11 protein-coding genes and 1 other annotated feature are annotated in these 13,280 nt (G+C 39.4%); all 11 genes read left to right on the top strand.

The window, feature by feature from the left end; all coding sequences use genetic code 11:
* Positions 1 to 3 precede the first annotated feature (3 nt).
* A complete protein-coding gene (sigH, locus tag ACYQ73_RS18555; RefSeq protein ID WP_049662792.1) occupies positions 4 to 651 on the top strand; it encodes an RNA polymerase sporulation sigma factor SigH in 648 nt (215 codons plus the stop codon).
* 76 nt (positions 652 to 727) lie between these two features.
* Positions 728 to 874, top strand: coding sequence for a 50S ribosomal protein L33 (gene rpmG, locus ACYQ73_RS18550; RefSeq protein ID WP_132362667.1), 147 nt, complete (start codon positions 728 to 730; stop codon positions 872 to 874).
* Between the two features lie 48 nt (positions 875 to 922).
* The gene (gene secE, locus ACYQ73_RS18545) at positions 923 to 1,108 is read left to right on the top strand and encodes a preprotein translocase subunit SecE (RefSeq protein ID WP_053596042.1); all 186 of its coding nucleotides are present in this window, start codon (positions 923 to 925) and stop codon (positions 1,106 to 1,108) included.
* A 515-nt stretch (positions 1,109 to 1,623) separates the two neighbouring features.
* On the top strand, positions 1,624 to 2,157 hold the full coding sequence (gene nusG, locus ACYQ73_RS18540; protein ID WP_049662801.1) for a transcription termination/antitermination protein NusG: 534 nt from the start codon (positions 1,624 to 1,626) through the stop codon (positions 2,155 to 2,157).
* Positions 2,158 to 2,382: 225 nt separating this feature from the next.
* Positions 2,383 to 2,808, top strand: a complete 426-nt coding sequence (gene rplK / locus ACYQ73_RS18535) for a 50S ribosomal protein L11 (protein WP_004233593.1) — start codon at positions 2,383 to 2,385, stop codon at positions 2,806 to 2,808.
* Between the two features lie 119 nt (positions 2,809 to 2,927).
* Positions 2,928 to 3,626, top strand: a complete 699-nt coding sequence (rplA, locus tag ACYQ73_RS18530; RefSeq protein ID WP_400726404.1) for a 50S ribosomal protein L1 — start codon at positions 2,928 to 2,930, stop codon at positions 3,624 to 3,626.
* Between the two features lie 61 nt (positions 3,627 to 3,687).
* Positions 3,688 to 3,834 (top strand) — a sequence feature (ribosomal protein L10 leader region).
* 32 nt (positions 3,835 to 3,866) lie between these two features.
* Positions 3,867 to 4,367: a 50S ribosomal protein L10 gene (gene rplJ / locus ACYQ73_RS18525; protein ID WP_134022296.1), complete on the top strand. Its 501-nt coding sequence runs from the start codon at positions 3,867 to 3,869 to the stop codon at positions 4,365 to 4,367.
* Positions 4,368 to 4,435: 68 nt separating this feature from the next.
* Entirely contained in the window at positions 4,436 to 4,795 is a 360-nt protein-coding gene (gene rplL / locus ACYQ73_RS18520) for a 50S ribosomal protein L7/L12 (protein WP_132362671.1), read from the top strand.
* Positions 4,796 to 4,871: 76 nt separating this feature from the next.
* The gene (locus ACYQ73_RS18515; RefSeq protein WP_142509908.1) at positions 4,872 to 5,474 is read left to right on the top strand and encodes a class I SAM-dependent methyltransferase; all 603 of its coding nucleotides are present in this window, start codon (positions 4,872 to 4,874) and stop codon (positions 5,472 to 5,474) included.
* A gap of 242 nt (positions 5,475 to 5,716) precedes the next feature.
* Positions 5,717 to 9,292 carry a DNA-directed RNA polymerase subunit beta gene (rpoB, locus tag ACYQ73_RS18510; protein ID WP_460013812.1) on the top strand — a complete coding sequence of 1,192 codons (3,576 nt, stop codon included), beginning with the start codon at positions 5,717 to 5,719 and terminating at the stop codon, positions 9,290 to 9,292.
* 207 nt (positions 9,293 to 9,499) lie between these two features.
* A complete protein-coding gene (gene rpoC, locus ACYQ73_RS18505; protein WP_460013811.1) occupies positions 9,500 to 13,186 on the top strand; it encodes a DNA-directed RNA polymerase subunit beta' in 3,687 nt (1,228 codons plus the stop codon).
* Positions 13,187 to 13,280 lie beyond the last annotated feature (94 nt).

Here is a 13,280-nt window from a genome sequence, read left to right as displayed (position 1 = left end):
ACCATGTTTAAAAATAGTATTGTACAAGTGACACAAGATTTTGAACGATTCAATGATGAAGAACTTATTGAAATGGTGCATCAAGGTAATACAGATGCGTTGGATTATTTAATTACGAAATACCGCTTGTTAGTGAGAGCGAAGGCTAGATCTTATTTTTTAATTGGTGCAGACAAAGAAGACATTGTGCAAGAGGGCATGATTGGTTTATATAAAGCCATTCGTGATTTTAAAGGAGATAAGCTGGCTTCTTTTCGAGCTTTTGCTGAATTATGTATTACAAGACAAATTATTACGGCTATTAAAACAGCTACAAGACAAAAGCATATACCACTAAATTCTTATGTTTCTTTGGACAAGCCTATTTTTGATGAAGAGTCAGACCGTACATTAATGGATGTGTTAACCGGTGCTATTATGGATGATCCGGAAGAATTAATGATTCATAGAGAAGAGTTTGGCTACTTAGAAGAAAAGATGGGTGAGATTTTAAGTGAATTAGAGCTACAAGTGTTAGCGCTTTACTTAGATGGACAATCTTATCATGAAATTTCTGAGAAATTAAATCGTCATGTGAAGTCTATTGACAATGCTTTGCAACGTGTAAAGCGTAAATTAGAGCGACATTTAGTTCTTGAAGAAATGTCTTAGCGGTTATATGCCTTTGTTGACATTGACAAATATAGGTGTTAGTCTTGAAAAGACAAAGTGCCGAAAAGGTGATTATATGGCAAAAAAAGTCGTTCTAAATTGCGAAAAATGCGGATCGAGAAATTATACGTTTCCAGCTAAGGAAGATACAACTGTACGCCTCGAATTAAAGAAATTTTGCTCGCATTGCAATGAACATACAGTGCATAAACAAACGCTATAAAATAATTTGTAAATAGACAGATATGATTGATTCGGAGGTTAGGCTAGAATGGGCAAGATTAAAGGCTTTTTCAGCAATGTAATGTCGGAAATGCGCAAAACAAGCTGGCCAAAAAGTAAAGAACTGACGAAATATACAGTCGTTGTAATTTCAACTGTTGTAATTATGGCTTTATTTTTTGTGTTAGTAGACTTAGGTATTTCATCATTATTCCGCTGGTACTTAGAGTTATAATTTAGTAAATAGCATGTTAATACTTCTGAAATAGCCCGTCATTACAATAAACGGGTTTTTTCGTTTGTTTTATCTTCGTTGAAGATAAAACTCCGGCGGATGTCACGGATTTTTAAAGGAATGAATATAAGGATGTTAGCCTAAAGTCTTCGCGTCTTACGAAACGGCTAACTGACCTGCATCCTGTAGGCCTGTGCACAATTCAAAATCCGGACGCATTGTTTATCCGCGCGAAAGCGAAGCGTCAGCTACATTTACGCCAAGGCGAAATTGAAGAAGTGAACAGCAATAAAATATTCTCAATTTGATAAGTATGCTACTAGGGATAGTATGAGGGTAGCAATAGATGACTATGCTAGATTTGGTATATATCATCAGGCTTTCGCTAGCTGTTAGCGAAAGCTATGTTTTTCTAATGAACAGTTTGTGAAAAGAGTAAAGAATGCACTTAGCATATCGTGAATCATTTTCACTCTTATTTGTAAGGGAGGGACGGACGAGGAGTCCTAGTAGTTATGGAGAAAAATTGGTATGTTGTTCATACGTATTCAGGGTATGAAAACCGCGTAAAAGCAAACCTAGAGAAACGTGTAGAAACAATGGGTATGCAGGATAAGATTTTCCGTGTTATTGTACCTGAACATGAAGAAACAGAAATGAAGGATGGGAAAAAGCGTACTATGATGCGTAAAGTTTTCCCTGGTTATGTTTTAGTAGAGCTAATTATGACAGATGATTCATGGTATGTTGTACGTAATACGCCAGGTGTAACTGGCTTTATCGGTTCATCTGGTGGTGGTGCAAAACCGACACCTTTATTACCTGAAGAAGCGGATCGTCTACTTCAACAAATGGGAATGACTGACAAAATTGTCGAGATTGATATTTCTGTTGGAGAAGCAGTAGAAGTATTAGAAGGGCCTTTTGCTCACTTCCAAGGACGTGTTGAAGAAATTGACACTGAAAAAGGAAAAGTGAAAGTTTCTGTCGATATGTTTGGTCGCGAAACGATTATGGAACTAGATTTTGAGCAAATACAAAAAATGTAGTTCTAGTAACTAAAGTACATATGTCTAAGACGTATGTCGCAGATTTTGTTAATTACTACTTGCTTAAAAAAATTAAAAGTGGTATCATTTCTAGGTCAGATTGTCATACTTTGGTTTGACGTCTACAATGATAATTTTAATGTTATCGGCAATTAGCTGACAGACAGATATTGAGTGGGAGGGGCAACCCAATTACCACATCACGGACTTAAGGAGGTGTGTCTCGTGGCTAAAAAAGTTATTAAAGTTGTTAAACTTCAAATCCCTGCTGGTAAAGCAAACCCAGCTCCACCGGTTGGTCCTGCATTAGGTCAAGCAGGTGTGAACATCATGGGATTCTGTAAAGAATTCAACGCGCGTACTGCAGATCAAGCTGGTCTTATCATTCCAGTTGAAATTTCAGTATTCGAAGACCGTTCATTCACTTTCATTACAAAAACTCCACCTGCAGCAGTACTACTTAAAGTAGCAGCTGGTATCCAATCTGGATCTGGTGAACCAAATCGTAAAAAAGTGGCAACGGTTAAACGTGATAAAGTTCGCGAAATCGCTGAAACTAAAATGCCAGACCTTAACGCTGCTTCAGTAGAAGCTGCAATGTTAATGGTTGAAGGTACTGCACGAAGCATGGGTATTGTTATCGAAGACTAATCCCATTACTTGATGATGTATTTGTTTTTTGGAAGGTTGCGGAGTTTCTTTGTGAACGCGCAACCTTTATTCGTGGGAGGTAAAATCCGCTATAACCACAATCAAGGAGGAATTATATAATGGCTAAAAAAGGTAAAAAACTGCAAGATGCAGCAAAATTAATCGACCGTAACGCATTATACGGCGCTCAAGAAGCAATCGAACTTGCTCAAAAAACTAGCACAGTGAACTTCGACGCTACTGTAGAAGTTGCTTTCCGTTTAGGAATCGATACTCGTAAAAACGACCAACAAATCCGTGGTGCAGTAGTGTTACCAAACGGTACTGGTAAAACTCAACGCGTATTAGTATTCGCTAAAGGTGAAAAACTTAAAGAAGCTGAAGCTGCTGGTGCTGACTATGTAGGCGATGCAGAATACATCCAAAAAATCCAACAAGGTTGGTTTGATTTCGATGTAATCGTTGCAACTCCTGACATGATGGGTGAAGTTGGTAAACTTGGTCGCGTATTAGGACCTAAAGGTTTAATGCCAAACCCTAAAACTGGTACAGTTACTTTCGATGTAACAAAAGCTATCGCAGAAATTAAAGCTGGTAAAGTAGAATACCGTGCTGATAAAGCTGGTATCATCCACGCTCCTATCGGTAAAGTTTCTTTCTCTACAGAAAAATTAGTAGAAAACTTCTTAACTGTATTTGATGTAGTGCAAAAAGCAAAACCTGCTGCAGCTAAAGGTACTTACATGAAATCTGTAAACGTTACAACTACAATGGGTCCAGCTCTTAAAGTTGACGCTTCAAGCGTAGTAGTAAAATAATTTAAGTTTTTATGTAAATTTGTTGACGGCGCTGTCTATCTATGATAAGATGGTTGCTGTTGTGAATCATCCATTTGTACCGTAGACAGTAGGAGTGACTTGTCACTTAATGATCCTACCGAGGACAGCGGAATTCGGAATCTTATTTTAAAGATGATGACTTTCAGCCTCTGTGTCTATTTGACCCAGAGGCTTTTCTTTTGTCGGTATAAATGACCCATTCTAATAGGAGGTGTCATCATGAGCAAAGTTATCGAAAACAAACAAGCACAAGTTCAAGAGATTACTGAGAAATTCCAAAATGCTGCTTCTGTAGTAGTTGTGGATTACCGTGGTCTTAACGTTGCGCAAGTAACTGAACTTCGTAAACAACTTCGTGAAGCTGGCGTTGAGTTCAAAGTTTACAAAAACACTTTAACACGTCGTGCTACTGAAGCTGTTGGTCTTGAAGGAATCAATGACGTATTAGTTGGTCCTAACGCAATTGCGTTCTCAAATGAAGATGTTGTAGCTCCTGCTAAAATCATCAACGAGTTCGCTAAGAAAAACGAAGCTTTAGAAATTAAAGCGGGTATTATTGAAGGTACAATCTCATCTGTTGAAGATGTTAAAGCACTTGCAGAACTTCCATCACGCGAAGGTCTTCTTTCTATGCTTTTATCTGTACTTCAAGCTCCAGTGCGCAACTTCGCACTTGCAACAAAAGCTGTTGCAGAACAAAAAGAAGAACAAGGCGCGTAATATACGCACTATAACTTCCGCGGCCTGACCGCAACAATAAAACATTATCCAATTAGGAGGAAATTATAATGAATAAAGAGCAAATCTTAGAAGCTATCAAAGCTATGACAGTTCTTGAATTAAACGATTTAGTAAAAGCTATCGAAGAAGAATTCGGTGTAACAGCTGCTGCTCCTGTAGCAGTAGTAGGTGCTGCTGCTGGCGCTGCTGAAGAAAAAACTGAGTTTGACGTAGTATTAGCATCTGCTGGTGCTGAAAAAATCAAAGTAATCAAAGTGGTTCGTGAAATCACTGGTTTAGGTCTTAAAGAAGCTAAAGAAGTAGTAGATAACGCTCCTAAAGCTCTTAAAGAAGGCGTTTCTAAAGATGAAGCTGAACAAATCAAAGCTAAACTTGAAGAAGTTGGCGCATCTGTAGAAGTTAAGTAATCTCGTATTACTTTTAAACAAAAGGAAAGCTCGTCATTGTGGCGAGCTTTTTTCTTCATTCTGAGGAGGCGTGGAAATGTCAGATCACTATTATACGAGTAAGCCTCAAACCGAGAGTAAACCTCGTCACTGGACATTTAAGTTGTTAGGGCATACGTTTTCCTTTGAAACGGATGCAGGTGTATTTAGTAAAAGCGAAGTAGATTTTGGATCCCGTGTTTTAATAGATGCTTTTCAAATGCCTGATATTGATGGTGCGATTTTTGATGTGGGGTGTGGGTACGGACCAATCGGATTATCGATTGCCAAAACAAACCCAGACCGTACCGTTCTTATGATGGATATCAATGAACGTGCTGTTGCACTCTCGCAAAAAAATGCGCAAGTAAACGGTGTTCAAAATGTACGGATATTTGTGAGTGACGGACTATCGATGGTTGACAATAATGTAAACGCCGCAGCTATTTTAACCAATCCTCCAATTCGCGCAGGAAAGGAAACAATTTTCCGCTTTTACGATGGAGCTTATGATAAGTTAGTGTCATCTGGTGAGCTGTGGGTAGTAATACAGAAGAAGCAGGGTGCGCCATCAACCGTAAGTTACTTAGAAGAAAAATTTTCTGAAGTCGATGTTGTAGAGAAGAAAAAAGGGTACTGGATAGTACGCGCGAAAAAATAAGTGAAATATGCATAAATTATTGACTTGACAAATCGGCTATGATAACATGATACAATGCAAAAATATTATTTTGAGGTCGTATGCCCTTTTTGAATATGATTGTTATAATGTGGGTATACTTGCCAAGATAAGTTTAGTTAACCGAAAATGAGATCTTTTTGAAGACTCGTTTTCTTTTTGTCTTTCGAAATCATACACTATTTGTATGATTTTGCAAAGACCTAATATCGCTTTATTGAGGGGTGAATGAGTTGACAGGTCAACTAGTTCAGTATGGACAACACCGCCAGCGTAGAAGCTTTGCGCGTATTAACGAGGTGCTTGAGCTTCCAAATCTGATTGAGATTCAAACGGCGTCTTACGAGTGGTTCCTTGAAGAAGGTTTACGTGAAATGTTCCGTGACATTTCGCCGATCGAGGACTTTACAGGCAATCTTTCATTAGAATTCATCGATTATTCATTAGGAGATCCTAAGTATGATGTTGATGAGTGTAAAGAGCGAGATGTTACTTACGCAGCTCCATTACGTGTGAAAGTACGTCTTTACAACAAAGAAACAGACGAAGTGAAAGAACAGGATGTCTTCATGGGTGACTTCCCATTAATGACAGAGACAGGTACGTTCATTATCAATGGTGCTGAACGTGTTATCGTTTCACAATTAGTTCGTTCACCAAGTGTGTATTTCCATGATAAAACTGATAAAAACGGTAAGAAAGGTTTCGGAGCGACAGTTATTCCGAACCGTGGTGCATGGTTAGAATATGAAACTGACGCGAAAGATGTAGTATACGTGCGTATTGATCGTACTCGTAAGCTACCAGTAACAGTGTTACTTCGTGCATTAGGCTTCGGTTCAGACCAAGAAATTATCGATATTATCGGTGATAACGAATTTTTACGTAATACGTTAGAAAAGGATAACTCTGAAAGTACTGAAAAAGCACTTTTAGAAATCTATGAACGTTTACGTCCAGGTGAGCCACCAACAGTTGAAAGTGCGAAGAGTTTATTATACTCTCGTTTCTTCGATGCAAAACGCTATGATTTAGCGAATGTTGGTCGCTACAAAATGAATAAAAAGCTTCATATCAAAAATCGTTTATTTAACCAAACGATTGCTGAAACGCTTGTAGACCCAGAAACAGGCGAAATTTTAGTAGAGAAGGGTACAGTTCTTGATCGTCGTACTTTAGATAAAATCTTACCGTATTTAGAAGATTCATCAAAAGGAATCGGTTACCGCACTTTATCACAAGTTGGCGGGGTACTTGAAGACGATGTAACAATCCAGTCTATTAAAGTTTATGCACCAAAAGATGAAGCGCAAAAAGAAATCAATATTATTGGTAATGCGTACATCGATGAAGAAGTAAAGAATATTACGCCGGCTGACGTATTATCTTCAGTAGGTTATTTCTTCAACTTACTTTACCAAGTAGGGGCAACAGATGATATCGACCACTTAGGTAACCGTCGTCTACGCTCTGTTGGTGAGCTTTTACAAAACCAATTCCGTATCGGTTTATCCCGTATGGAACGTGTAGTGCGTGAGCGTATGTCTATTAACGACACAGCTGCGATCGTACCACAGCAATTAATTAATATTCGTCCGGTGATTGCGTCAATTAAAGAGTTCTTTGGTAGCTCTCAATTATCACAATTCATGGACCAAACAAACCCATTGGCAGAGTTAACGCATAAGCGTCGTCTATCTGCATTAGGACCTGGTGGTTTAACACGTGAGCGTGCTGGTTTCGAAGTACGTGACGTTCACTATTCTCACTATGGTCGTATGTGTCCAATCGAGACACCAGAGGGTCCAAACATTGGTTTAATCAACTCTTTATCTTCATTTGCCAAAGTAAATAAATTTGGATTCATTGAAACGCCTTATCGTCGTATTGACCATGAAACAGGTCAAGTAACGGATCAAATTGATTACTTAACAGCAGATGAAGAAGATAACTACTATGTAGCACAAGCGAACTCACTATTAAATCCTGATGGTACATTTGCTAAAGACGAAGTAGTAGGTCGTTTCCGTGGGGACAATACAGTATTTAACAAATCGCAAATGGACTACATGGATGTATCTCCCAAACAAGTAGTGTCAGCTGCGACTGCATGTATCCCGTTCTTAGAGAATGATGACTCGAACCGTGCACTTATGGGTGCCAACATGCAACGTCAAGCAGTTCCACTTCTTAACCCAGAAGCACCATTCGTTGGTACTGGTATGGAACATGTTGATGCGCGTGACTCAGGTGCGGCTGTAGTAGCGAAATATGATGGTATTGTTGAGCACGTTGAAGCTCGCTCTATCCATGTTCGCCGCATTGAAGTCGTTGACGGTAAAGAGGTAAAAGGCGATTTAACAAAATATAAATTACAAAAATTCATTCGTTCTAACCAAGGTACTTCATACAACCAACGTCCACTTGTAAAAGTTGGCGAACGTGTGAAACCTCGTGACATTTTAGCAGATGGTCCATCTATGGAAAATGGTGAACTTGCTCTTGGTCGTAACGTACTTGTTGCGTTCATGACTTGGAACGGCTTTAACTATGAGGATGCTGTTATCATGAGCGAACGCCTTGTAAAAGACGATGTTTATACATCTGTTCATATTGAAGAATATGAATCAGAGTCTCGTGATACAAAATTAGGACCTGAAGAAATCACTCGTGATATTCCAAACGTTGGGGAAGATGCGCTTCGTAACTTAGATGAACGCGGTATTATCCGCATCGGTGCAGAAGTACGTGATGGTGACATTCTTGTAGGTAAAGTAACACCTAAAGGGGTTACAGAATTAACAGCTGAAGAACGCTTATTACATGCTATCTTCGGTGAAAAAGCTCGTGAAGTTCGTGATACTTCATTACGTGTACCACATGGTGCTGGCGGTATTATTCTTGACGTTAAAGTATTTAACCGTGAAGATGGCGATGAATTACCACCGGGTGTTAACCAATTAGTTCGTGCTTACATTGTTCAAAAACGTAAAATTCGCGTAGGGGACAAAATGGCCGGACGTCACGGTAACAAAGGGGTTATCTCTCGTATCTTACCGGAAGAGGATATGCCATTCATGCCAGACGGTACTCCTGTCGATATCATGTTAAACCCACTTGGCGTACCTTCTCGTATGAACATCGGACAAGTTTTAGAGCTACACTTAGGTATGGCTTCTCGTTACTTAGGCGTTCATATGGCAACTCCAGTATTTGATGGTGCCAACGAGGAAGATGTTTGGGAAACAATGGAAGAAGCAGGCATGAACCGTGATGGTAAAACAATCCTGTATGATGGACGTTCAGGTGAACCATTCGATAACCGTGTATCAGTTGGTGTCATGTACATGATCAAACTTGCTCACATGGTCGATGATAAACTTCACGCACGTTCAACTGGTCCTTATTCACTTGTTACTCAACAGCCACTTGGTGGTAAAGCACAGTTCGGTGGACAACGCTTTGGTGAGATGGAAGTATGGGCACTTGAAGCATACGGTGCTGCTTACACACTTCAAGAAATCTTAACAGTTAAATCCGATGACGTTGTTGGTCGTGTGAAAACATACGAAGCAATCGTTAAAGGTGAAAGTGTACCAGAGCCAGGCGTTCCTGAATCATTCAAAGTATTGATTAAAGAACTTCAATCTCTTGGTATGGATGTGAAAATGTTAACAGTTAATGATGAAGAGGTAGAGCTTCGCGACTTAGACGAAGAAGAAGATCTTCAACCAGCTGACGCACTTAACATTGCACCACAGCAAGAAAAAGAAGAAGAGCCAGTAGAGTCTTTTGAATAATGGAAAACGTTAGTTCACACCTTTGTGAATACGGTCAAAGTTATTTTTCAAATTAGTCGGGCAGGATTTAACGCCCTGTCCGACTTTTTCTTTCAATAAATCATTCTATTTTTAATCTTTTGCCAAAGAGACATGATTCTTGCAAACGATTATCGAGCTGCGTAAAAGAGTCTTTATAAAGACCTATACTAGAGGGAGGTAGGCTCCTTGATAGACGTTAATGAATTTGAATATATGAAAATCGGTTTAGCTTCTCCTGACAAGATTCGTTCTTGGTCATACGGTGAAGTCAAAAAACCTGAAACAATCAACTATCGTACTTTAAAACCAGAAAAAGATGGTTTATTCTGTGAGCGTATTTTCGGTCCAACTAAGGACTGGGAGTGTCATTGTGGTAAATATAAACGTGTACGCTATAAAGGCGTAGTTTGTGATCGTTGTGGAGTTGAAGTAACACGCGCTAAAGTTCGTCGTGAACGTATGGGTCACATCGAATTAGCAGCACCAGTATCTCATATCTGGTACTTCAAAGGTATTCCTAGCCGTATGGGACTTATTTTAGATATGTCCCCACGTGCACTAGAAGAAGTAATTTACTTTGCTTCTTACGTTGTCATCGAGCCAGGTGCTACAAATTTAGAAAGTAAGCAACTGCTTTCTGAAAAAGAGTACCGTGCATATCGTGAAAAATTCGGCAACACATTCGAAGCATCTATGGGTGCGGAAGCAATTAAGAAATTGCTAGGCAAAATTGATCTTGAAGATGAAACTCATTCTTTAAAAGAAGAGTTGAAATCAGCACAAGGTCAACGTCGTACACGTGCAATCAAACGTCTTGAAGTTGTTGAATCATTCCGTAACTCAGGTAACTCTCCTGAATGGATGATTTTAGATGTACTACCGGTTATTCCGCCAGAGCTACGTCCAATGGTGCAATTAGATGGTGGTCGTTTTGCAACTTCTGACTTAAATGATTTATATCGTCGTGTAATCAACCGTAATAACCGTTTAAAACGTTTACTAGACCTTGGTGCTCCAAGTATCATCGTACAAAACGAAAAACGTATGTTACAAGAAGCTGTTGATGCATTAATCGATAACGGTCGTCGTGGTCGTCCTGTTACAGGTCCTGGTAACCGTCCATTAAAATCACTTTCACATATGCTGAAAGGTAAACAAGGTCGTTTCCGTCAAAACTTACTTGGTAAACGTGTTGACTACTCTGGTCGTTCGGTTATCGTAGTAGGTCCAAACTTAAAAATGTATCAATGCGGTCTACCGAAAGAAATGGCAATTGAGCTATTTAAGCCTTTCGTAATGAAAGAGTTAGTAGAACGTGGTCTTGCTCATAATATTAAATCTGCTAAACGTAAAATCGAGCGTTTAAACAACGATGTATGGGACGTTTTAGAAGATGTAATTCGTGAGCACCCGGTATTACTAAACCGTGCACCTACGCTTCACCGTCTTGGTATTCAAGCGTTTGAACCAACACTAGTTGAGGGTCGTGCTATTCGTCTTCACCCATTAGTATGTACAGCTTATAACGCTGACTTCGATGGTGACCAAATGGCGGTTCACGTACCATTATCAGCAGAAGCACAAGCAGAAGCTCGTCTTCTAATGCTTGCTGCACAAAATATCCTGAACCCGAAAGACGGGAAACCGGTTGTAACACCATCTCAAGATATGGTATTAGGTAACTACTACTTAACACTTGAGCGTGAAACAGCTCGCGGCGAAGGAACAACTTTCTATGGACCAAACGAAGTATTAATTGCATATGATACAGGTCATGTTCATTTGCATACTCGTATTGCGATTAAAGCAAGTTCGTTAAATAACCCAACATTTACTGAGGAACAAAATAATATGTTCCTATTAACGACTGTTGGTAAAGTAATCTTTAACGAAATCTTGCCTAAATCATTCCCATACATTAATGAGCCAACTGCATTCAACTTAGAACAAGAAACACCAGACAAATACTTTGTTAATTTAACAATTGATGAAGAAACGTTAAAAGAACTTGAAGCAGATGCTACTTATAATGGGCTTGATGAAAAAGGTAAAGTTGATGCACAACGCACAGCTGTACTGCGTAAATACTTTGCGTCAGTACCAGTTGTAAACCCATTCCGCAAAAAATTCTTAGGTAATATCATTGCTGAAGTATTTAAACGTTTCCACATCACTGAAACATCTAAAATGCTTGACCGTATGAAGAACTTAGGATTCAAATATTCAACACGTGCTGGTATCACTGTAGGTGTATCTGACATCGTCGTATTACCAGACAAAGGTGAAATTTTAGCGGTAGCTCAAGAAAAAGTAGATAAAGTTCAAGCGCAATTCCGTCGTGGTTTCATCACGGAAGAGGAGCGTTATGATCGCGTTATCTCAAGCTGGAGTGCTGCGAAAGATGAAATTCAATCAAAGCTGATGAAGTCGCTTGAGAAAACAAACCCAATCTTTATGATGTCTGACTCAGGTGCCCGTGGTAACGCATCTAACTTTACACAGTTAGCTGGTATGCGTGGTCTGATGGCCAACCCGGCTGGTCGTATCATCGAACTTCCAATTAAATCTTCATTCCGTGAAGGTTTAACGGTATTAGAGTACTTCATCTCAACTCACGGTGCTCGTAAAGGTCTAGCCGATACAGCCCTAAAAACTGCCGATTCAGGTTACTTAACACGTCGTCTTGTTGACGTTGCACAAGATGTAATCGTTCGTGAGGATGACTGTGGAACTGACCGCGGTTTAACAATTGGTGCGTTAATGGAAGGCACAGAGTTAATTGAAGCGTTAGATGAACGTATTATCGGTCGTCATACGAAGAAAACAATTATGCATCCAGAAACAGCTGAAGTTATCTTAGAAAAAGATGGCTTAATCGATCAAGATATCGCTCGTGCGGTGATCGAGGCTGGTATCGAGGAAGTAACAATCCGTTCAGCATTCACATGTAATACAAAACATGGTGTATGTAAAAAATGTTACGGCATGAACTTAGCAACAGGTGAAGAGGTTGAAGTTGGAGAAGCAGTTGGTATTATCGCGGCTCAATCAATCGGTGAACCAGGTACACAATTAACAATGCGTACATTCCATACAGGTGGGGTTGCTGGGGATGATATTACACAAGGTCTTCCACGTATCCAAGAGATTTTTGAAGCACGTAATCCTAAAGGTCAATCAGTTATTTCTGATATCGCAGGTACTGTTTCAGACATCACTGAAATCCGTGAAGGTCTAAAAGAGATTACAATTGAAGGTGAAGTAGAAACACGTAAATACGCAGCACCTTACAATGCTCGTCTAAAAGTACAAGAAGGCGACTTTGTCGAACGTGGTCAAGTATTAACAGAAGGTTCTATTGATCCAAAACAATTATTAAAAGTTAAAGACGTTTCAACAGTTCAAGAATACCTGTTAAAAGAAGTACAAAAAGTATACCGTATGCAAGGGGTAGAAATTGGAGACAAACATATCGAGGTAATGGTTCGCCAAATGCTTCGTAAAGTTCGTGTAATCGAAGCTGGTGATACAGAATTATTACCAGGCTCATTACTAGATATTCACCAATTCTCAGAAGCAAATGCAGATGCTGTGCTAAATGGCAAAAACCCTGCAACTTGTCGTCCTGTTATCCTAGGTATTACAAAAGCGTCTCTTGAAACAGAATCATTCTTATCCGCTGCATCATTCCAAGAAACAACTCGTGTGTTAACGGATGCTGCTATTAAAGGAAAACGTGATGAACTTCTTGGTCTGAAGGAAAACGTAATTATCGGTAAACTTGTTCCTGCAGGTACTGGTATGCAACGTTACCGTCAAATCCGTATTGAAAAAGATGAGCTTGACACAGAAGACCTAATTTCTGCTGAATAATCATTAAAATAAGTGCCGAAGAGATGTATTTTAAACATCTCTTCGGGCTTTTTAAAGATATTAGTTGACAGCCGAAATTGGTAATGATAATATA

The sequence above is a fragment of the Lysinibacillus sp. CTST325 genome, from assembly GCF_054665055.1.
This window is presented reverse-complemented; position numbering and strand designations above follow the sequence as displayed.